Annotated in this window: 25 protein-coding genes and 1 tRNA gene; 14 read left to right on the forward strand and 12 right to left on the reverse strand. The window is 61.5% G+C overall.

Annotated elements, in window-relative coordinates; genetic code table 11:
• The first annotated feature begins 14 nt into the window (after nucleotides 1-14).
• Nucleotides 15-527: a photosystem II cytochrome c-550 gene (psbV, locus tag Syncc8109_RS09055; RefSeq protein WP_006850727.1), complete on the forward strand. Its 513-nt coding sequence runs from the start codon at nucleotides 15-17 to the stop codon at nucleotides 525-527.
• A gap of 70 nt (nucleotides 528-597) precedes the next feature.
• Here psbV and Syncc8109_RS09060 read toward each other — a convergent pair whose 3' ends face one another.
• The 4 genes from Syncc8109_RS09060 to serA form a co-directional block, all read right to left on the reverse strand.
• Nucleotides 598-963, reverse strand: a complete 366-nt coding sequence (locus Syncc8109_RS09060; RefSeq protein WP_025362487.1) for a hypothetical protein — start codon at nucleotides 961-963, stop codon at nucleotides 598-600.
• A gap of 99 nt (nucleotides 964-1,062) precedes the next feature.
• Nucleotides 1,063-1,362, reverse strand: coding sequence for a ferredoxin (locus Syncc8109_RS09065; protein ID WP_006043345.1), 300 nt, complete (start codon nucleotides 1,360-1,362; stop codon nucleotides 1,063-1,065).
• Between the two features lie 141 nt (nucleotides 1,363-1,503).
• Nucleotides 1,504-2,391, reverse strand: coding sequence for a 50S ribosomal protein L11 methyltransferase (gene prmA, locus Syncc8109_RS09070; RefSeq protein WP_006851511.1), 888 nt, complete (start codon nucleotides 2,389-2,391; stop codon nucleotides 1,504-1,506).
• Nucleotides 2,391-3,977, reverse strand: coding sequence for a phosphoglycerate dehydrogenase (gene serA / locus Syncc8109_RS09075; protein WP_006849638.1), 1,587 nt, complete (start codon nucleotides 3,975-3,977; stop codon nucleotides 2,391-2,393). Before serA ends, prmA begins: the two co-directional genes overlap by 1 nt.
• Before the next feature lie 106 nt (nucleotides 3,978-4,083).
• Here serA and Syncc8109_RS09080 point away from each other — a divergent pair, with 106 nt between their 5' ends.
• From Syncc8109_RS09080 to Syncc8109_RS09105, 6 genes are all read left to right on the forward strand, one after another.
• Complete coding sequence (locus Syncc8109_RS09080) at nucleotides 4,084-4,584, forward strand: hypothetical protein (protein ID WP_006850438.1); 501 nt, start codon at nucleotides 4,084-4,086, stop codon at nucleotides 4,582-4,584.
• Nucleotides 4,584-5,360: a photosystem II S4 domain protein gene (locus Syncc8109_RS09085; protein WP_006852010.1), complete on the forward strand. Its 777-nt coding sequence runs from the start codon at nucleotides 4,584-4,586 to the stop codon at nucleotides 5,358-5,360. Before Syncc8109_RS09080 ends, Syncc8109_RS09085 begins: the two co-directional genes overlap by 1 nt.
• Before the next feature lie 73 nt (nucleotides 5,361-5,433).
• Nucleotides 5,434-5,505, forward strand: a tRNA-Val gene (locus Syncc8109_RS09090).
• Between the two features lie 42 nt (nucleotides 5,506-5,547).
• The gene (gene murD / locus Syncc8109_RS09095) at nucleotides 5,548-6,933 is read left to right on the forward strand and encodes a UDP-N-acetylmuramoyl-L-alanine--D-glutamate ligase (protein ID WP_006850573.1); all 1,386 of its coding nucleotides are present in this window, start codon (nucleotides 5,548-5,550) and stop codon (nucleotides 6,931-6,933) included.
• A gap of 85 nt (nucleotides 6,934-7,018) precedes the next feature.
• The gene (locus Syncc8109_RS09100; protein WP_045172981.1) at nucleotides 7,019-7,465 is read left to right on the forward strand and encodes an EVE domain-containing protein; all 447 of its coding nucleotides are present in this window, start codon (nucleotides 7,019-7,021) and stop codon (nucleotides 7,463-7,465) included.
• Complete coding sequence (locus tag Syncc8109_RS09105; protein ID WP_006852088.1) at nucleotides 7,440-8,177, forward strand: hypothetical protein; 738 nt, start codon at nucleotides 7,440-7,442, stop codon at nucleotides 8,175-8,177. Before Syncc8109_RS09100 ends, Syncc8109_RS09105 begins: the two co-directional genes overlap by 26 nt.
• Here Syncc8109_RS09105 and Syncc8109_RS11890 read toward each other — a convergent pair.
• The 4 genes from Syncc8109_RS11890 to Syncc8109_RS09120 form a co-directional block, all read right to left on the reverse strand.
• Nucleotides 8,129-8,374 (reverse strand): DUF2811 domain-containing protein, encoded by a 246-nt coding sequence (locus tag Syncc8109_RS11890; protein WP_006851681.1) that lies wholly within the window; start codon nucleotides 8,372-8,374, stop codon nucleotides 8,129-8,131. The genes Syncc8109_RS09105 and Syncc8109_RS11890 overlap by 49 nt on opposite strands.
• Before the next feature lie 313 nt (nucleotides 8,375-8,687).
• A complete protein-coding gene (locus Syncc8109_RS09110; protein ID WP_006850335.1) occupies nucleotides 8,688-9,059 on the reverse strand; it encodes a DUF1818 family protein in 372 nt (123 codons plus the stop codon).
• A gap of 10 nt (nucleotides 9,060-9,069) precedes the next feature.
• Nucleotides 9,070-9,297 carry a DNA-directed RNA polymerase subunit omega gene (locus Syncc8109_RS09115; protein ID WP_025362489.1) on the reverse strand — a complete coding sequence of 76 codons (228 nt, stop codon included), beginning with the start codon at nucleotides 9,295-9,297 and terminating at the stop codon, nucleotides 9,070-9,072.
• Nucleotides 9,298-9,339: 42 nt separating this feature from the next.
• Complete coding sequence (locus tag Syncc8109_RS09120; RefSeq protein WP_006851813.1) at nucleotides 9,340-9,624, reverse strand: hypothetical protein; 285 nt, start codon at nucleotides 9,622-9,624, stop codon at nucleotides 9,340-9,342.
• 62 nt (nucleotides 9,625-9,686) lie between these two features.
• Here Syncc8109_RS09120 and Syncc8109_RS09125 point away from each other — a divergent pair, with 62 nt between their 5' ends.
• The 3 genes from Syncc8109_RS09125 (at nucleotide 9,687) to Syncc8109_RS09135 (ending at nucleotide 12,433) form a co-directional block, all read left to right on the forward strand.
• Complete coding sequence (locus tag Syncc8109_RS09125; RefSeq protein ID WP_006850651.1) at nucleotides 9,687-11,261, forward strand: Hsp70 family protein; 1,575 nt, start codon at nucleotides 9,687-9,689, stop codon at nucleotides 11,259-11,261.
• Nucleotides 11,262-11,335: 74 nt separating this feature from the next.
• Complete coding sequence (locus Syncc8109_RS09130; RefSeq protein WP_006850032.1) at nucleotides 11,336-12,181, forward strand: hypothetical protein; 846 nt, start codon at nucleotides 11,336-11,338, stop codon at nucleotides 12,179-12,181.
• 30 nt (nucleotides 12,182-12,211) lie between these two features.
• Nucleotides 12,212-12,433, forward strand: a complete 222-nt coding sequence (locus Syncc8109_RS09135) for a ferredoxin-thioredoxin reductase variable chain (protein ID WP_025362490.1) — start codon at nucleotides 12,212-12,214, stop codon at nucleotides 12,431-12,433.
• Here the strand turns inward: Syncc8109_RS09135 and pyrR are convergent.
• Nucleotides 12,417-12,968 carry a bifunctional pyr operon transcriptional regulator/uracil phosphoribosyltransferase PyrR gene (gene pyrR / locus Syncc8109_RS09140; protein ID WP_025362491.1) on the reverse strand — a complete coding sequence of 184 codons (552 nt, stop codon included), beginning with the start codon at nucleotides 12,966-12,968 and terminating at the stop codon, nucleotides 12,417-12,419. The two genes, Syncc8109_RS09135 and pyrR, sit on opposite strands and share 17 nt — an antisense overlap.
• Nucleotides 12,969-13,075: 107 nt before the next feature.
• Here pyrR and gpmI point away from each other — a divergent pair, with 107 nt between their 5' ends.
• The gene (gpmI, locus tag Syncc8109_RS09145; RefSeq protein WP_006851438.1) at nucleotides 13,076-14,713 is read left to right on the forward strand and encodes a 2,3-bisphosphoglycerate-independent phosphoglycerate mutase; all 1,638 of its coding nucleotides are present in this window, start codon (nucleotides 13,076-13,078) and stop codon (nucleotides 14,711-14,713) included.
• Entirely contained in the window at nucleotides 14,713-14,943 is a 231-nt protein-coding gene (gene secG / locus Syncc8109_RS09150; RefSeq protein WP_006849683.1) for a preprotein translocase subunit SecG, read from the forward strand. The genes gpmI and secG overlap by 1 nt, the downstream gene beginning before the upstream one ends.
• A gap of 270 nt (nucleotides 14,944-15,213) precedes the next feature.
• Here the strand turns inward: secG and Syncc8109_RS09160 are convergent, their stop codons facing one another.
• From Syncc8109_RS09160 to groES, 3 genes are all read right to left on the reverse strand, one after another.
• Nucleotides 15,214-15,633 carry a hypothetical protein gene (locus tag Syncc8109_RS09160; protein WP_232202496.1) on the reverse strand — a complete coding sequence of 140 codons (420 nt, stop codon included), beginning with the start codon at nucleotides 15,631-15,633 and terminating at the stop codon, nucleotides 15,214-15,216.
• 155 nt (nucleotides 15,634-15,788) lie between these two features.
• On the reverse strand, nucleotides 15,789-17,423 hold the full coding sequence (groL, locus tag Syncc8109_RS09165) for a chaperonin GroEL (RefSeq protein WP_006851861.1): 1,635 nt from the start codon (nucleotides 17,421-17,423) through the stop codon (nucleotides 15,789-15,791).
• Between the two features lie 77 nt (nucleotides 17,424-17,500).
• Nucleotides 17,501-17,812: a co-chaperone GroES gene (groES, locus tag Syncc8109_RS09170; protein ID WP_006850452.1), complete on the reverse strand. Its 312-nt coding sequence runs from the start codon at nucleotides 17,810-17,812 to the stop codon at nucleotides 17,501-17,503.
• Between the two features lie 222 nt (nucleotides 17,813-18,034).
• On the opposite strand from groES, the gene atpD reads away from it, so the two are divergent.
• Nucleotides 18,035-19,498: a F0F1 ATP synthase subunit beta gene (gene atpD / locus Syncc8109_RS09175; protein WP_006851059.1), complete on the forward strand. Its 1,464-nt coding sequence runs from the start codon at nucleotides 18,035-18,037 to the stop codon at nucleotides 19,496-19,498.
• A gap of 74 nt (nucleotides 19,499-19,572) precedes the next feature.
• Nucleotides 19,573-19,983, forward strand: a complete 411-nt coding sequence (gene atpC / locus Syncc8109_RS09180) for an ATP synthase F1 subunit epsilon (RefSeq protein WP_006851608.1) — start codon at nucleotides 19,573-19,575, stop codon at nucleotides 19,981-19,983.
• The last annotated feature ends 151 nt before the right edge of the window (nucleotides 19,984-20,134 follow it).

Genomic DNA, 20,134 nt, shown 5'->3' on the forward strand with positions numbered 1-20,134 from the left:
ACCCCCTTACCTTCATGGCCTCTGTGTTCTCTTCCTTGCGACGGTCCCTGAAGGGCCTTCTGGTCCTCGTCCCGGTGCTGATCGGTTTGGCCGTTATCTCTCCGGCTCAGGCTGCCCAGTGGGACGCTGAGACCCTGACAGTTCCGGCAGATCCCTCCGGCACAGAGGTGACCTTCAGCGATCGCGAAATCGATACTGGCCGCAAGGTGTTCAACACCAGCTGCGGCACCTGCCACGCCGGCGGCATCACCAAGACCAACCAAAACGTGGGTTTGGATCCTGAGACCCTGGCCCTGGCCACCCCGGCCCGCGACAACGTTGAGGCCCTGGTCGATTACATGAAGGACCCCACCTCCTACGACGGTGAGTACAGCATTGCTGACCTGCACCCCAGCATGCGCGACGTTGAGCTCTACCCCGCCATGCGCGATCTCGATGATGAGGATCTGCGCCTGATGGCCGGCTACATCCTGGTGTCGCCCAAAGTCCAGGGCAGCGCCTGGGGCGGCGGCAAAATTTACTTCTGATCAGCTACTGCTAATCAACTCCAGTCAAAATCGTTTGTCCCCGCCGGCCTCAGGTCGTCGGGGCTTTTTGTTAGGGACACACCTGCTCAGGGGCCATGGAGTTGGGATGACGGCTGTACCACCACTCCTGCAGATCCCGGCTGAAACGAACGGAGAACAGGGTCAGCACGGTGGGTGTGGGTCGGCCCCCTGGCTGCAGCAGTTCCACGGCGTAGGAGGGGCAACGCCGGGCCGCAAGGTCGGGAACAAAACGCCGTCCGATCCTTCGCCAGCTCGGCTCTTTGCTGCGCCAGGCCAGACGACAACAGGGCCAGGGCAGTTCTTCGCGGTCAAACAACCGGCAACAGGGCCCGATGACGCGGAAGCTGTACTGACCACCTGGGCTGGTGTGAACGCTGCCGGGCTCCAGAAGATCGTCGACTTCGGGGCGGCTCACGGCAGGAGAAGACAAGGGACACGCATGGAAGACGACCAGACCAAAAAAAACCACCCCCGCAGGGGTGGTTGAGGACACGTCCAGTTGAAGGACAGAGGCTCAATAGAGCTCTTCTTCGGCGTGGGTCTTGATAGTGCAGTCGCTGGTGGGGTAGGCGACACAGGTCAGCACGAAACCAGCTTCGATCTGGTCATCGTCCAGGAAGCTCTGGTCGGACTGGTCGACGGTGCCAGCGGTGATCTTGCCGGCGCAGGTGGAGCAAGCGCCAGCGCGGCAGGAGTATGGGAGGTCGATGCCCTGCTCTTCAGCAGCGTCGAGGATGTACTGGTCGTCGGGCACTTCGATGGTCTTGTTCAGACCTTCGCTCTCGGAGACCAGGGTGACCTTGTAGGAAGCCATGATTGATGAATGCGTACAGGGTTCCGGAAAACCCGGTCCTGCAGAACGCCACATTTTTACTTCAAATAGGTGCTCAACCTGACGATTCCGGGGCCACTGGGGAGGAGGACCAATCGGAGACCCCACTCCGATAAGCCAGGCTTATCGGCGGCGGATCTCCAGCAGCCCCCAGCGGCCCTGTGCCGCCTCGGCGGTGACCAACCAGCCCAAGCCCCCGAGGACCTCCTTCAGGCGCGGCGCCTGATCCACCAGAAGCCCACTGAGCAGAGCGCGCCCATCGGGCTGAAGCAGCCCCTCGAAACCCGGGGAGAGGGCTTCAATCACCGGGGCCAGGATGTTGCAGAGCAGCAGGTCAACGCGGCGGGGCGCGAGCAGCTCGCTCAGGGTCTCCACAGAACCTAGAGCGACCTGAAGCTCAGCCTCCGATCGGTCGTTGAGGCTGCGGTTGTCCGCCGTGGCACGCACCGCCAGGGAATCGGTGTCAGCGGCCACCACCGACTCCGCCCCCAGACCCAGCGCAGCGAGGCCCAGCACCCCGCTGCCGCAGCCCAGATCGGCCACAAGCCCCCCCACCGGAGGCGACTGCTCCAAAGCTTCCAGGCAGAGCCTTGTGGTGGGGTGGCTTCCGGTGCCAAAGGCACTGCCGGGATCCATCTTGATCACCAACCGGTCGGCATGCTCCGGCGGAACCTCCAGCCAAGCCGGCAGGATCAACAACCCCGTACCGACAGGATCGGCCTGCCAGTGCTGTTTCCAGCTGAGGCTCCAATCCTCGTCCGCCACATCATCCCAGTGCCCATCGGGCAGGCTGAGTCCAAATGGCTCCGCCAGCGGCATCAGGCTGGCGATCAGCTCCTGCCGCTGAGGCTCCGGCCACTCCGGCTTCGGGAGCCAGACCAACAGCGTCTTGCGATCAGGCGTTTCCGGCGCATGCTGCACCGCATGGCGATGCAGCCCCAGATCCGTCAGTTTCCAAACCAGCGATTCCTCCAGCTCCGAAGGACACGGGAGTGTGAGACGCCACCACATCAGAGCGTGACCGGGTGTGCTTCCTGAATGCCATCGATTGCCGTGATCGTCTGCAGCAGATCGGCTGGGATCGGATCATCGATGCTGAGCACCATCACTGCATCGCCGCGCACGATTTTGCGGCCCACTTGCATGGAGGCGATGTTGACGTTGTGTTCTCCCAGCAGAGAGCCCAGGTGACCAATGATTCCGGGCATGTCCCGGTGTCGGGTGAACAACATGTGGCTGCTGGGAGTCACATTCACCGGGAAGGCATCAATGCTGGTGATGCGCAGATCGCCATCGGCAAAAACAGCACCGGTGACGCTGCGGCTGCCCTGATCGCCACGGGTGGTGATCTGAAGTGAGCCACCGGCAAAGTCGCGGCTGCTCTCATCCTTCACCTCCAGCACCTGAATGCCGCGGGCCTTGGCCTCGAGAGAGGCATTCACGAAGTTGATGCTGTCACCAAGGCCAGCACTGAGCAGACCCTTCAGGGCAGCAATCACCAGAGGCTGGGAGGGATGGCTGGCGAATTCACCTTGCAAGCGCAGTTCCATCTCCTTCACATGACCGCCCGCCAGCTGACTGACGAGCAGACCGACGGTCTCGGCGAGCTGGAGATGGGGCTTGAGCCGCTCCATGATCTCAGCGCTGAGACCGGGAATGTTGACCGCACTGCGAGCCGGCAGACCCAGCAGCACATCACGGATCTGCTCCGCCACATCGATCGCCACATTCTCCTGGGCCTCTTCCGTCGATGCACCGAGGTGGGGCGTCAGCACCAGACCACGCTCCACCGCCCGCAGGGGGGAGTCTTCCGCCAGGGGCTCACTGGCGTACACATCCAGGCCCGCACCGGCGATCACACCGTTGTTAATGGCTTCAGCGATCGCCTCTTCATCCACCACGCCGCCGCGGGCACAGTTCACGATCCGCGCCGTGGGCTTCATTGTGCGCAGCAGCTCCGCATTCACCAGGTTCTCGGTGTCCTTGGTTCGCGGGATGTGCAGGGTGACGTAGTCGGCGGTGCGGAACAGCTCATCCAGCTCCAGCAGCTTCACCTGCATCCGTTGAGCCCGGTCAGCGGCAATGAAGGGGTCGTAGGCGATCACCTCCATGCCCATGGCCTGGGCAACCCGGGCGATGTGGGTTCCGATCTTGCCGAGACCGACCACCCCCAGCGTTTTTTTGTAGAGCTCGTTGCCTACATATTTCTTGCGGTCCCACTTACCTGCCTGCATGCCGCCATGGGCCTGAGGAATGTGCCGCGAGAGGGTCAGCATCATCGCCAGAGCGTGCTCTGCAGCAGCGATGGTGTTGCCCTCTGGCGAGTTCACCACCAGCACACCCCGCTGGGTGGCCGCAGGCACATCAACGTTGTCGACGCCGACGCCGGCGCGGCCGATGATTTTGAGACGGCTCGCCGCCGCGATCACCGCTGCGGTCACCTGGGTGCCGGACCGGATCATCAATCCGTCGTACTCACCGATGATCCCGATCAGCTCCTCCTCCGAGAGGCCGGTGCGCTGATCCACCTGCGCCACTTGGCCAAGGATGTCGATCCCGGCCTGGTCGATCGGATCGGAGACAAGAACTTTCGTCATCGAAAGGCGCAGAACTGCCGCGCTGAACTGTAGAGATCGACATCCACCACCCCCTCCAGTTCGAAGCACAGGGTTCAGAATTCAGCGCATTGGATCTAAATGCCCCATGCCCGTCTGTGTGATGGTGATGGCCGACGCTCCTGCGGCGGAAGGCCTGACCCAGCGGCTCCGGGACACCGATCTGCCGCTGCTGAAGTGTCTGACGATCCCCCCAGATGGTGATGCCATCGACAAGGTTGCCCTGCTGAACCCCAACCTCACGCGCCAACAGCGGCAGAGGGGAATGGCCCGCTGGCTGATGCCCTTCGGTTTCCTGGCAGGGGTCACCTTCACCAAAATCACCACTCTCACCACCTTCGCCAGCTTTGGTCCCTGGGGTGAAACCCTGATCGCCGGCCTGCTGGGCATGGGCTCCGGCCTGATGGGGAGCTACGCCGCAGCCGCCAGCGTGGATTCAGACAACGATGCAGGCGTGCGGATCCTGCGCAACCGCCGCGACGAAGGACGCTGGCTGGTGCTGCTGGAAACGCCCAATGGCATCGAGGCCCCCTGGCAGGTGATTCAAAAATCACGGCCGCAGCAGGTGGTTCGCCTCGACGACCTGTGATGCTGCCTCGGGAGGAGCTGCTGGCGGGGACCCAGAACCCGGAAGGGCTGACGGCGCTGGTCGATCTCGCGGAGCAGGTGTTGCGCACCTGGCAACCGGCCTGGAGTCCCTTCCTCAGCGCACCACTGCGGGAGGAAGCCTTGGCGCGGTTGGGCAACCTCAGTGAATTGACCTGGATCAGTGATGGCGGCTATCCAGACGCCGAACGCCAACGACTACTTTGCCACCGCCGCGACGACAGCCCTGATTCAGGGGCCCCGACTCAAGGCCTGCTGATCGAAGGCAATTTCCTCTTCGACCCCCTATCGCCCGACGACCTGCGCGAGGCATTGCAGCTTATGGGCGTGAACGCAGACAAAATCGGCGATCTCTGGGTGCGAGGCGATCGCGGCGGGCAAGGGGTCTGCACCCCCAGCGCTGCCGAAGCCCTGCATGGCCGCCTGGGGGCCGTACGCAAGGTGGAGATTCGCTGCGAATCCCTCCCCATAGAGCAGTTGCAGCAGCCTGTCAAACGCAGCGTCCGCACCCTGCAGACGGTGGAGGCCTCCTGTCGCCTGGATGCGATTGCATCGGCAGGATTCGGGCTGTCCCGAGCCAAGATCGTGACCCACGTCAAAGCTGGGCGTCTACGGCTCAACTGGGGCAACGTGCGTCAAGCCAGCCGTGAACTGGTGGTGGGCGACCGGCTGCAGCTGCAGGATCGCGGCTCGGTGGAAGTGCTCTCGCTCACCCGCACCAAAAGGGAGCGCTGGCGCGTTGAACTGCGCCGCAGTTGAGTTGAGCTGCCCATCAGCTGCTACTGTTCTGCCTCGATCGGTGAAATCACAAGATTTCAACCTGATCGAGGCCGGGCGATTAGCTCAGGGGTAGAGCACTACATTGACATTGTAGGAGTCACTGGTTCAAATCCAGTATCGCCCACTTTCCCTGTCGGGACTGCGTTTTCAAACCTCAGACCTTGCGATGACACGCACGATTGTCGTTGGCTTGGGTCGCTCAGGTTTGGGGGCTGCACGTCTGCTCAAGCAGCAGAATCGCGACGTTGTTGTGTTCGAACGCGGCGATAACGAAGCCCTCCAACACACCTCGAAAACGCTCGCCGAAGAGGGCATTCGGGTGGTCTTGGGCCAACCCCTGGCCCTAGAAAGTTTTAACGATTGGCGAAACAACCTAGGCGCTGTGGTGATCGGCCCCGGCATCCCCTGGGATCACCCAACCCTGGTCCAGCTGCGATCCGAGGGCATCAAGGTACGCGGCGAGATGGATCTAGCCTGGGATGCCCTTCAACAGATCCCCTGGATCGGCATCACAGGGACCAACGGCAAAACCACTGTCACCCATCTGCTCAGCCACGTGTTGGAGGCCTCAGGCCTCACTGCACCGATGGGGGGAAACATGGGCCTCTCCGCGGCAGACCTGGCCTTCCAGATCGGCTCAGGGGCCACGCCCCGGCCGGATTGGCTCGTGATGGAACTGAGCAGTTACCAAATTGAAGCGGCTCCCGCTGTGGCCCCCAAGATCGGCATTTGGACCACGCTGACCCCAGACCATCTCGAACGCCACGGCAGTCTGGAGGCCTACCGAGCCATAAAACGCGGGCTGCTCGAACGCTCGGAGTGCGCCCTCTTCAATGCTGATGATCCAGACCTGCGCCAGCAACGCAGAAGCTGGGACCGCGGTACCTGGGTGAGCAGTGAGGGCGCGCGTCCGGACGACCAGCCCGCCGACCTCTGGATTGATGACGAGGGCATGGTGCGCAACAACGCCACCAGATTGTTTGCGGCTGATGCCCTAGCGATGCCGGGCCGCCACAACCGCCAAAACCTGTTGCTGGTGGCCGCTGCCTCCCTGAAGGTCGGCCTCTCCCCCCAGCAAATCGCCGACGCCTTGCGTACATTTCCGGGCGTACCGCACCGACTTGAAAAGCTGGGCACGTTGGCGGGAGCCAGCGTGTTCAACGACAGCAAAGCCACCAATTACGACGCAGCCGAGGTTGCCTTGCGGGCCGTGCAGGGACCCGTCGTGGTGCTGGCCGGGGGTCAGACCAAACAGGGCGACGCTGGTGGCTGGCTGGAGCAGCTGCACACCAAGGCCTGCAGCCTGATCGTGTTCGGCGCGGGGGCCGATGAGCTCGCCTCCCTAGCCAAAGCAGCTGGATACCCCGGCGAACTGCAGCAGTGCCCGGAGCTCGAAAGCGCTGTGAACCTGGCTGAAACGGCCGTGCAGCGTCATCAGGCCTCAACGCTGCTGCTGTCACCGGCCTGTGCCAGCTTTGATCAATACCGGGATTTCGAGGCTAGAGGTGAACACTTCCGCACCCTGATCCAGCCCCTACTGGACGTCGCCTGAGACCAAACGAACTCAAGGGGATGCATCTGGGCCTAACGGTCCGATGATGGTGTGAAACAAGCCTTGAGACGTGGCCTTCTGGTTGATGAAAAGCGAACCCGACGCCTACGGGATAGATGATCTGCGTCGCGAGGGCACCACGCTGTGGGACGGCATTCGCAACTACCAGGCCCGCAATTTCATGCGCAGCATGGACGTGGGCGACCAGGCATTTTTTTATCACTCCAATTGCAAACCACCCGGGATCATCGGGCTGATGGAGGTGATGGAGACCGGCCTGGTGGACCCCACTCAGTTTGATCCCACGGCCAAGTATTACGACCCCAAATCAAGCCCCGAGAAACCACGCTGGGACTGCGCACGCCTGCGATTCCTCGGCGAATTCGACGCCCTGCTCAGTCTCGACCAGCTGCGGGAGCTTTACAGCGAAGAGCAGCTGCCCGTGATCAAACGCGGCAACAGGCTCTCGATCCTTCCGGTCCCCACCGACACCGCCAACGACCTCCTTGCACGGCTTGGCCAGCTCCACTGAAATCCCGCTGGTCACGCTACTGCCACGGGCCTGGATCGGCTTCAGCAGGGGGCCCTGGCGCTGTGTTGGCTTGGCGGCGCTGGTGTTGATCAGTGCCAGTGGCCCTGCAGTGATCGGCCACGACCTGCGCCTGGCGGGATCCCCCTGGCTGAATCGGCTGGGGGACCTCTCGGTGTTGATCAGCCTGGTGCTTCCGCTGCTGCCTTTCCTAGGCCTGCTCCAACTGACGGATGGCCTCCTTCCCGACCGACGCGACGACCGTCAACCGCAGAGCTGGAGACAGCTGCTGCGCCAGGCCTTCACCCTGGTGCTGCTTGAGCTGGTGCTGGTGCTGGGTGGCGTCGGATTGATTCAGTCGGTGAGCTGGGCGCTCGGACGCTGGAGCACGGCCTTGGCAGGCCTCAGCGTGCTGCTGGGGGGAGTGGTGCTGCTGAGCTGGCTGTTCAGCCAAACCCTGGCCTTGCCCCTGCTCGTGCACGAGCGCTGCCGAGCGCTTCAGGCGATGGACCACAGCCGACAGCTGGTGCACCGCAATGGGCTCAAGGTGCTGGCGCTGCTGGGAATGCTGCTCGGCCTCAATCTTCTGGGGCTGATCGGGGCCACCCTGGGGCTGCTGCTCAGCCTCCCCTTCAGCGCCCTGGTGCTGATGGCCTGCTGCCGGCCTCAGACCCCGTTGATCAGCGATTCCCGGCGGAACATGTTTCCGACGTAAACCCTGGTGATCTCACGCGATGCCTGGCCGTTCTGCACCAAGAAGCCGGCAAGCGCCGCCTGAACCAAACGGTATTGATCCCAGTTCGGGTGTCCTTCGATGAACTGGGTCATGGCCTGCTGGAGGGGCTGCGGTACTTCCGATTGGAAACTCACAACACTGGTCTCAGCCGCGGCTTGCTCAAGGCCTTCCGGCATCTTTTCTCTTCGAAACGAACACTAGTTCTCCACACCACGGCGCCGCCGTCAAGGACCCCCAACACGGGGCCATTCTCACGAATCTCCAGGTGAGATCCCTGCCAGAAAGCCACTCCTGCACTGGTCGAGGCGCCGGCCTAGACGGAACTGTGCAGCCCGCCGCCATCGTCAAGCAAAAACAACGACAAACGGGGAATTTCCACAGAAACCCGCCAGGGCGGCGTTAACAGCCCATGGCCTGTGGAAAAACTGTGCAGAGCAGCAGGGAAAGGGCGGGGGAAATCAATGACTCAAAAACGATTAGCTGGATTAATCAATGCTGCGAGTCCCACAACGTTCTCAAGGCCGCAACGGCCGCCGCCGCCGCTGGGGCAGGCCACTCCCCCTGCGCCGCACGTCCCTCAAGCGGGGTGAGCAGGATGCTCAACTCCCATTGGTTGCGACCACCGCTTAAGCATCCCCACCACACGCCCCGATCCAGCTCCAGCTCGATCGACTCCTCTGGCATCAGTTGGTTAACCAGACCCCTGTATTGCTGTTCAAGGGTCGCCACGAGATCAACCAGATCCCGCCACTCCGGCTCGGTCAACTCAAACGCCCAGCGTTGTCCCCCCACAAGAACGCAATATTCGCCGCGGGAGGGGTCGTGCGACACCCGCCATCCGTCCCCCTCCTGCTGAATCACAGCCGATGGATCAACCAGGCAGCAGATCGGGTTGGTCTTGCTCGTCGCTCAATTCCACGATGGCCCGTTGCACCGGCTTGACGCTGGACTCCTCCAGCAGACCGTCAAAGTCGTCGAAGCGGCGCTGCTTGGCCCGGAAGGCGATCCGCACCGTCGTCAGATAACGGTTGCTTGATTGACGAATCAAACTTTCGCCACGCTTGGCGAGATCCTTGGAATCCACTCCGGCCGAGAGCACAGGCTTCTTGATCAAACATCTACAGATTAATTGGTGACCGTCTCAGGCCAGCTGATCGGTGTGAAAGGGCACGTGCATGGGGTAAGCCCGCTGACGGGAGCCTGGAACCCGCAACACGATCTGGCGCCCCATCCCCAAGGCCGCCAGGGGCAAGCGCAGATCAGCGACCAAACCACTCAATTCCTCGAGATGCGCATCGTCGATGCACTCGATGCGGATGCTGCCCCAGCTGCGACGCATGCGACAGCTCCGCAGCGGCTCCAGCCTGTCCTGCAGTTCAGGATCTTCCCGATAGAAGGAGAAGATCAGCTGTTGCAATCGATCCATCGCCGCAAGTCCCCCTAGTCTCATCCTGACTTCACCGTGCCCTGAGCACGGTCAGAGATCGCGTGGGCGAAGAAAAGCTTCAGCATTCAGACCAACGGGGCGGAACACTCGCCATCGATTTGGGCAGCACCACCACGGTGGTGGCCTATCAGGGAGCGACATCCACAACTGCCGATCTGCTTAACCTGCCCGCCATCTGCAGCCGCGCCGGTGAAATTCCCAGCCTGGTGTGGGAGTCATCCCAACGCCCTCTGATTGGCCGGCAAGTGCTCGAGTCAGGCCTCAATGACTCCGTGGACAGCCGTCTGCATCGCGACTTCAAAGGCCGCATTGGTCAAGCGGATGCCCCAGAGCAGGAAGCAGCCCGCTGGGCTGGAGAACAGCTGCTTCAACAGATCTGGAGCCGGCTCCCCAACGATCTCCAGGTGGAGCGGCTGGTTCTGACTGCCCCGGTGGAGTGCTACCGGGCGTATCGCAGCTGGTTGCTGCAGGCCTGCACCACGCTGCCGGTGGCCGAGATCGCCCTTGTGGATGAACCCACAGCAGCAGCCATGGGTGCAGGGCTTCCCGCTGGTTCCACTCTGCTGGTGGTGGACCTCGGCGGAAGCACCCTGGATCTTGCCCTGGTGGCTCTGGAAGGAGGGGAAGGTCGTGCTGCACCGATCGCCCAATTGCTGCGGCTGGGGGGGCGCAGCCTCGGGGACAACAGCCGCCAGTTGCTTCGCACAGCAAAGGTTCTGGGCAAGGCGGGGCTGCGCCTCGGGGGCCGTGACATTGATCGCTGGATTGTGGACCGGTGTTGCCCAGGTCAACCCGCCAGCACACCCCTGCTCAATGCCGCCGAACGGCTCAAATGCCGGCTGAGCGACACCGCCTTGGCCGAACGCGAGCCCCTGATGGAGTTGGCGGTGGATGAGCAGGAGCATGTGCTCAGCCTGTCGCGCAGCGAACTCAACGCGCTTCTGCTGAAGCGCGGCTTCGGAGACGCCCTAGAACAGTTGCTGGAGACATGTCTCGCCGGCGGTCGCCGCAACAACTGCAGCCTTGAAGATCTGGAGGGCGTGGTGGCCGTCGGAGGCGGTGCCCAGCTGCCCCTGCTGCGCCAGTGGCTCTCCGAGCACACGGCGCCAGCGCCCTTGCTCACCCCGCCACCGGTGGAAGCCGTGGCCCTGGGTGCGCTTCAACTCACGCCGGGGGTCGCCATTCGGGATGTGCTGCAACACGGCGTTTCCCTCCGTTTCTGGGATCAGCGCAGCAACAGCCACCGCTGGCATCCCCTCTTTATGGCCGGTCAACCCTGGCCGAGCCCAGCCCCCCTGGAGCTGGTGCTGGCCGCTAGCCGGACCGGCCAAAGCAGCGTGGAGCTGGTGCTGGGGGAGCCCATCGCCCAGGGGAGCCACAGCGTGGTCTTCATCGATGGTTTGCCGACCCTGCAGGAGCAGACCGCCGGGGAGGTCTCCCATCAGCCTTGGCCCGGCATCGAGCTGGTGCTGCCTCTGGAACCCGCCGGAGAGCAGGGCGAGGACTGCCTGCGGCTGCGCTGGAGCATTGATCAAGAAGCGCAGCTTCAGCTGGAGATCAACGATCTGCGTTCAGGTCGGAAGTGGTCCCAGCCAACGCTGGGGGCTGTCCGATAAGACGTCCGTCCACAGGCCCTTGGAACGGGAGCCGTCACTCCATAGAACAGAACCAACGTTCAGCTCCACCCTTCGTGGCAGCACCGCGTCAACTGCTGCTACGGCTCTGGGGTGTTGGAACCCTGGGATTGGTGCTGGCGATTGCGACAGGTGCCTATTTGTGGGAACAACAACTGCCGGAGCGGCTGCAGAGCGCCATCGATGCCAACGACTACGAGGCCTGCATCCGCACCAGTGAGCAACTCGCATCCCTGCGCTGGTTGGGGGAGGGCGCACCGGAAGAGCAGGCCCTATGCCGCCGGAAGCACGCCGAACATCTCTGGGGCCAAGGCGATTCGATCGCTGCCCTCACGCTGCAGCAGCAACTGGTCGCCTCGGGCCATGGCGACCTTGCCCTCCATCGCAAGAACCTCGAACGCTGGCGCCAGGCCCTGATGGATCAGGCGATTGCTCTGTTTCGTGAGGGAGACCTGCAGCAGGCACTCGAGTTGCTGGATCCCCTCAAAGGCACCGCGCGCAGCTCCATCAGCCAACTCAGTGCAACGCTGATGGAGATCTGGAACCGCAACCAATTGGAACAGCGTCGGCTGGTTCAACTGGTGGAGCAAAAACGCTGGTGGGAGGCCTTGGACAGCCTCAACAAACTCGACCATCCCTGGTGGCAGCAGCAGGCAAGTGCCACCCGTCAAGAGGTGGAGAGTGCCATTCAGGCCCTCGATGAGGCCCAGCAACACCAACAGCACCCAGCGGTGCATTCCGACGTCATCAGCGGTGACAGGCTGGATGCCGCCGTCGAGGATCAGTTGCTACAAGGTCTGGACCCCTGGTCGGCCTTTTCGATGGGCTGCAGCGACCTTGGCGGTCGCGTCGAAGAGGACGGACCGGAAAGTTTCTGTCGACACTCGTCCCCGAGCCCGTGACAAAATGAGCCCGTGGATGACTCAGGTGCAATGCAGGCGGGCGACAGGGTGACGGTGGAGGCATCCGTCGTTGTGTTCAACCATCCCGAACACCGGGGCCAGGCCTTTGACATGAAAGGGCAGACCGGAGAGGTGGCGAACGTTCTCAATGATTGGAAGGGTCGGGTGATCAGCCCGACCCTTCCTGTGATCGTTGCTTTCGGCCGCTACAAAGCCCATTTCCGCGCCGACGAACTCAAGCCTGCCGGCTGAGTCGGCTGAGGAACACTCCCTCCTCACCATCAACATCCCTGAGGCGTAGCTCGATGGTTTCGCTGCGTCGGGTCGGCACAACGCGGCCACAGAAATCAGGCTGAATCGGAAGCTCCCGATGGCCTCTATCCACCATGGCCAGCAACATCACCCGCTGCGGCCGCCCCCAGCTCTGCATGGCCTCCAGCGCGGCACGCACCGTCCGCCCCGTGAAGATCACATCGTCCACCAGAATCACCTGACGGTCCTCAATGCTGCTGGGGAGAGTCGTGAGCTGGGGCAGACGGGTGCCGATGCGCTCCAGATCATCGCGATGGAACGTGGGATCAATGGCCCCCTGGGAGATTGCGTGACCTGTCAACCGCTCCAATTCACGCGCCAAAACCCTGGACAACTGAACGCCGCGGGTGGGGATCCCCAACAGCATCAGTCGACGGCTGTCTTCGGCGCTCTCCAACACCTGCGACGCCAAACGCGACAGCGTTAGACCAAGCTCACGCTCCGAGAGAATTTCGATCCGTTCAGGGTCGGCCATGGAGGATTGAGCGCTGCGGGGTATGGGAATTGGCTGAAACTGCAGCTTGAGGGCTGGCTTGGCGTTAAGTTGATTCTGCAAGAGTCCTTAAGAACCGTCGGTCGCGGGTGAACGTGGGGAAAAGCACTACCAACGGTTCAGGACGCTCCGGGACAGTGGCACCGGTCGTTCTCGCCATTCTTGATGGGTGGGGTTACAGGAACGCAAGCGAGCACAACGCGATTCAGCAAAGCGGCACTCCTGTGATGGATGCCCTGTGGCATGCCTATCCACACACCTTGATTGAGGCCAGTGGCTCCCATGTGGGCCTCCCCGATCAACAGATGGGTAACTCTGAGGTGGGCCACCTCACCATCGGAGCCGGCCGCATCATTCGCCAGGAGTTGGTGCGAATCAGCGACACGGTGCGCAGAAATCAACTGGGCGACACGCAAGCACTAAAGGGACTAGCAGAACGCACCCAAAGGCGGGGCGGCACCTTGCACCTGCTCGGCCTCTGCTCCGATGGTGGCGTCCACAGCCATGTGGACCATCTCTGTGGACTGATCAAGTGGGCAGCCGACAGCGGCATCTCCGATGTCGCCGTGCATGCCATCACCGATGGGCGCGACACACCCACCCAGAGCGCACCGGGATACATCAGCCAGGTGGAAGCGGCCCTGAGCCGAAGCGGCGTCGGCCAGCTCGCCAGCCTCTGTGGCCGGTACTGGGCCATGGACCGGGACCAGCGCTGGGAGCGGATCGAAAAGGCTTATAACCTCTACACCGATCCCAACATCGCCGTCGACAGCCGGATGGCAGAGCAGGTGTTGGCTGACAGTTATGCCGAGCACATAACTGATGAATTCCTCGAACCGGTACGGCTTCAGAACAGCATCATCAAAGACGGTGACAGCGTTCTGGTGTTCAACTTCCGACCCGATCGCGCCCGCCAAATCGTGCAAGCGCTCTGCCTTCCCAATTTCGAGGGCTTCGAGCGCAGCCACACTCCGGAGTTGGATGTGGTCACCTTCACCCAGGTTGAACAAGACCTTCCCGTGCAAGTGGTCTTCCCTCCCGAGCCGCTCGACCAACTGTTGGGGCAAGTAGTGGCAGACGCCGGGCTGAAGCAATACCGCACTGCCGAAACGGAAAAGTATCCACACGTCACGTACTTCATGAACGGTGGCATCGAACAGCCACTTGCGGGAGAAGACCGTCACTTGGTGCCATCGCCGAGGGTCGCCACCTACGACCTTTCACCGGCAATGTCGGCCGAGCAACTCACCGACAGCTGTATTTCAGCAATTGAAAGAGCGGACTATTCGCTGATCGTGATCAACTACGCCAACCCCGACATGGTGGGGCATACCGGTGTGATGGAGGCCGCCAAGGAAGCCATCCAAACCGTGGATGCCTGCATTGGCCGGTTGTTGGATGCGGTGGGACGCCAGGGCGGAACCATGCTGATCACGGCTGATCACGGCAATGCCGAGTTGATGCAAGGTCCGGATGGCCAAGCCTGGACAGCCCACACCACCAATCCTGTGCCTGCGATCCTGATCGAAGGAGAACGGCGCAAACTGCCTGGCCATGGCAACGCAATCACACTTCGCGATAACGGGGGGCTCGCCGATATCGCTCCGACGTTGCTGCAAATTCTTGACCTTGCGCAACCGGCGGCCATGACTGGCCAAAGCCTGATTGCACCCATGTCCAATATGGACCCCACCCCAAAGACCGCTCGCCTTCCTCTTTCCGTTTAATGCTCACCTCAATTTTGTCCTGGAGCTGGATCGGCACCGGCCTTCTTTTGATCGTCTTGGTTCTGCTGCATAGCCCCAAAGGTGATGGCATGGGTGGCTTGGCGGCAAGCGGCAGCTCCATGTTCAGCAGCGCCAGCAGCGCAGAAGCAACGTTGAACCGTCTGACATGGACATGCCTGGCGTTGTTTTTGTCCTTGGCTGTGATCCTGAGTGCTGGCTGGTTGAACTAAACCAACCCGCTCACAAACTCAATTTTCAGCATGCATTCTTTGCAGGCAGCTTCAACCTGATGGTTGAATTGCTCTTCATCAACTTGCCTCTCTGTTCCGATCAATTTCGCGAGCCAGAACAAACTCAAAGAAGCACATTGAGCACGAATCCAGAAAACTAAGGCAAAACCGAGGCGGTACTGCAATAACAAAAACCAAGAGCTCTTCAAGCAGTCTGGATGGGTGAAAGCCGAAGCGGCCGTGAACTTCAGTCGTGATACGTCAGAAACATCACTCAGGGCTTTGCAAGCCTGATTTCAGAAAAGCAATTTCCTTGTAGACCCTATCAAGCTCGTACAACGTTTTTGTTTCCTTCTTTTCAAGGATTTCAACCCGCTTCAACAGATCCTCCAACAGTTTGTTTTGCAGAGATTCAACCTGGACTTGCCTTTTTTGCACGCCTTTTGACGGAGCGGAAGCCGTGCTGGCTGGAGAAAGAATGCCTCCATCCGTTTCGACGTACAACAACGCAAGACGCTCCAACACCTTGGAGTAGGCCTTGTCTTGCTGTCGACAGAGGGCCTTGAAACGCTGCAGCGTCTCTGGAGCGAACTGGGCGGCAAAAGCTCCGGGGCGCTGGGGCATTTGTCCCGACACAACGTTACACAGCAAGACGCTAGCCGGCGCGTCTCCACACCTCACATCCTCCATGGCCGGCACCAACGCTGCCCCCCAGGCACCACATGTCTTGTAAGAACTAGTTCTTGCAAGACATGTATCCGAGCATAAAAAAGAAGCCCCGCAGGACCTCTTGGCATGACTTGAGTTGGGGTGATCGGGTGGTCTCCCGACCACCCATACGTCGATCAGTAGTCGAAGTCGCCGCCGCCCATGCCGCCGCCGGCAGGAGCTGCTTCTTTCTTCTCAGGCAGATCAGCCACGATGCACTCGGTGGTGAGCACCATGCCAGCGATGGATGCGGCATTTTGCAGACCGGAGCGGGTCACCTTGGCGGGATCGACGATGCCGGCAGCCAGCATGTCGACGTACTCACCGGAGGCAGCGTTGAAACCTTCGGCACCAGCGCGAGCCTTGACGTTCTCAGCCACAACAGCGCCGTTGGCACCTGCGTTTTCAGCGATGCGCATAAGCGGAGCCGTAAGAGCAGCAGCCACGATGTTGGCGCCGATCAGTTCCTCGCCGGACAGGCTGGAGGCTGCCCACTGCTCCAGGGCCGGAGCCAGGTGAGCCAGGGTGGTGCCGCCGCCAGGAACGATGCCTTCCTCAACAGCCGCCTTGGTGGCGTTGATGGCGTCCTCCAGACGGAGTTTCTTGTCCTTCATCTCGGTTTCGGTGGCTGCACCCACCTTCACCACAGCCACGCCACCGGCCAGCTTGGCCAGGCGCTCCTGCAGCTTCTCCTTGTCGTAGGTGGAGTCGGTCTCGTCCATCTGCTTCTTGATCTGTTCGCAGCGGGCGCCGACAGCCGCCTCGTTGCCCTCGGCAACGATGGTGGTGGTGTCCTTGTTGATGGTGATTCGACGGGCGGTGCCCAGCATCTCGAGCTTGGCGTTCTCCAGCTTGAGACCGGCGTCCTCGGTGATCAGCTGACCGTTGGTCAGCACAGCCATGTCTTCCAACATGGCCTTGCGGCGATCACCGAAACCAGGAGCCTTCACGGCGGCCACGTTCAGCACACCGCGTAAACGGTTCACCACCAGAGTGGCGAGGGCTTCCTTCTCGATGTCCTCAGCAATGATCAGCAGAGGCTTGCCGGTGCGGGCGATTTGCTCCAGCACGGGCACCAGATCCTGCACCAGACCGATCTTCTTATCGGTGAGAAGGATGTAAGGCTCGTCGAGGACGGCTTCCATCCGCTCTGTGTCGGTGGCGAAATAAGGGGAGATGTAGCCCTTATCGAAGCGCATGCCTTCGGTGACCTCGAGTTCGGTCTCCATGGACTTGCCCTCTTCGAGGGAAATCACACCTTCCTTGCCAACCTTGTCCATGGCATCGGCGATCATCTTGCCAACTTCTTCGTCGTTGCCAGCGGAGATGGTGCCGACCTGGGCGATGGCATTGCTGTCCGCGATGGGCTTGGCCATTTCCTTGATCTTGCTGACCAGGAAATCGGAAGCCTTGTCGATGCCCTTCTTCAGGGTGATGGCATTGGCACCGGCAGCCACGTTGCGCAGACCCGCCTTGACCATGGCATGGGCCAAAACGGTGGCGGTGGTGGTGCCGTCACCGGCGGCGTCGTTGGTTTTGGAGGCAGCCTGACGAATCAAAGCAACACCGGTGTTCTCGATGTGGTCTTCGAGCTCGATCTCCTTGGCGATGGTGACGCCGTCATTGATGATCTGGGGTGCACCGAACTTCTTCTCGAGCACCACGTTGCGGCCCTTGGGACCCAGTGTCACGGCGACGGCTTCGCAGAGGATGTCGATGCCTTTTTCGAGAGCGCGACGGGCGTTCTCGTTGTAGATGATGCGCTTTGCCATGGAAGGCGGTTCCTAATAAAGGGGATGGTTAAGGGAGGCTGAGTCGAGTCTCAAGCCGCAATGCAGCGGGGCTGATCTCAGTTGACGACAGCCAGGATGTCCTTCTCGGACAGCAGCACGTATTCATCGCTGCCGAGCTTGATGTCGGTGCCGGCGTACTTGCTGTAGAGAACCTTGTCGCCTACACCAACTTCGGGAGCCTGACGGCTGCCGTCGTCGTTGCGCTTGCCGGGGCCCACCTGAACCACTTCACCCACCTGGGGCTTTTCTTTGGCGGTGTCAGGGAGAAGGATGCCGCCGGCAGTCTTCTCTTCTGATTCAGAGACCTTGACGAACACGCGGTCGCCGAGGGGTTTAACGGTCGAGACGCTGAGAGAAACAGCAGCCATGGGTACTTGCAGGAGCAGGGACAGGGCGCAATGCGCACGCATCGACGCGAGTTGGCACTCGATGCCGATGAGTGCCAACGTATTCAATCCACCATCCCTCGGGCCATACCCCAAGCTGTGCGGGTGACCGAACCGGAGGGGCTGCAACCACAGCAGTGGTATGGTTGCGCCGCTCTGAATGGGTCCGAGCGCGCAGCGCCTGTTCCCGCAACTCTCCTTCCTATGGTCGCTTCTGCTCCTGCATCTGCTGGCACCAAGGGTGTGATCCGTCAGGTGATCGGCCCGGTTCTGGACGTGGAATTTCCCGCCGGGAAACTGCCCAAGATCTATAACGCCCTCCGCATCGAGGGGAAAAACCCCGCAGGTGACGACGTCGCCCTGACCGCTGAAGTTCAACAACTTCTGGGTGATCACCGGGTTCGTGCCGTTGCCATGAGTGGCACCGACGGTCTGGTGCGCGGCATGGAAGCCCTTGACACCGGTGCACCGATCTCCGTGCCCGTGGGTGAAGCCACCCTAGGCCGCATCTTCAACGTGCTGGGCGAGCCCGTAGACGAGCAGGGCCCCGTCAACACCTCGGCCACTGCTCCCATCCATCGGGATGCCCCCAACATCACCGAGCTTGAGACCAAGCCCAAGGTGTTCGAGACCGGTATCAAGGTGATCGACCTCCTGGCTCCCTATCGTCAGGGCGGCAAGGTCGGCCTGTTCGGCGGCGCCGGTGTGGGCAAGACTGTGCTGATTCAGGAGCTGATCAACAACATCGCCAAGGAGCACGGCGGTGTGTCTGTGTTTGGTGGTGTGGGTGAGCGCACCCGTGAAGGCAACGACCTCTACGAGGAATTCAAGGAGTCCGGCGTGATCAACGCCGACGACCTGTCCAAGTCGAAAGTGGCTCTCTGCTATGGCCAGATGAACGAGCCCCCCGGCGCCCGGATGCGCGTGGGCCTCTCCGCTCTGACCATGGCTGAGCACTTCCGCGACGTGAACAAGCAGGACGTGCTGCTGTTCGTCGACAACATCTTCCGTTTCGTGCAGGCCGGTTCCGAGGTGTCCGCACTGCTTGGCCGCATGCCTTCCGCTGTGGGCTACCAGCCCACCCTGGGCACCGATGTGGGTGCCCTGCAGGAGCGTGTTGCTTCCACCGTTGAAGGTTCGATCACCTCGATCCAAGCTGTTTACGTTCCTGCTGACGACCTGACCGACCCCGCGCCGGCCACCACATTTGCCCACCTCGACGCCACCACGGTGCTGAACCGTGCCCTGGCTTCCAAGGGCATCTACCCCGCTGTGGATCCTCTGGATTCCACCAGCACCATGCTCCAGCCAGCTGTGGTGGGTGACGAGCACTACCGCACCGCCCGCGCCGTGCAGTCCACCCTGCAGCGCTACAAGGAACTGCAGGACATCATTGCGATTCTGGGTCTCGACGAACTGTCGGAAGACGACCGTCGCACCGTGGATCGTGCCCGCAAGGTGGAGAAATTCCTCTCCCAGCCTTTCTTCGTGGCTGAAATCTTCACCGGCATGCCCGGAAAGTACGTGAAGTTGGAGGAGACCATCGCTGGTTTCAACCAGATCCTTTCCGGTGAGCTGGACAGCCTCCCCGAAGCCGCCTTCTACCTGGTGGGCAACATCGAGGAAGTGAAAGCCAAGGCCGAGAAGATCGCCGCCGAAACCAAGTGATCCCTGCGGGGGTGTTATTCACACCCCCGATCACGTGTTTCTCGACAGTCCGTTCTCTTTCCGAACCAAGGTTCATGTCCCTCACCCTCCGCGTGCTGGCAACAGACCAGAACGTCTTTGATGGCAGCGCCGACGAGGTGATCCTGCCCAGTACCACCGGTCAACTCGGCATCCTGCCCGGCCACATCTCCCTGCTCACCGCCATCGACATTGGTGTGCTGCGGGTGCGTGCCAACGGTGCCTGGAACTCCATCGCTCTGATGGGTGGTTTTGCCGAAGTAGATGCTGATGAAGTCACCGTTCTGGTGAACAAGGCCGAACTGGGCAGCTCCATCGATGCCGCTGCAGCCGAAGCCGCTTTCCAGAAGGCCTCCACCGTGGTGGCTGGCATGGAAGGCCAACCTACTTCGCCGGAAAAACTCAAGGCGCAGCAACAGCTGAACGAAGCCCGTGCTCGCCTTCAGGCCAGCAAAACCACCGACTGATTCATCCCCCTGTTTCAAGGATGACGTTGTGAAAGGCCAGGGGCTCCTACCCCTGGCCTTTTTAGTGGTGTCGTTTGTCCGTTAGTCATCCCAACACCACGCAAGCAACGGGAAGGCATAAAAAAACCTGCCCGAAAGCAGGTTTGCATCA

Origin of the sequence: Synechococcus sp. WH 8109 (assembly GCF_000161795.2) — a bacterium.
Lineage (GTDB): Bacteria > Cyanobacteriota > Cyanobacteriia > PCC-6307 > Cyanobiaceae > Parasynechococcus.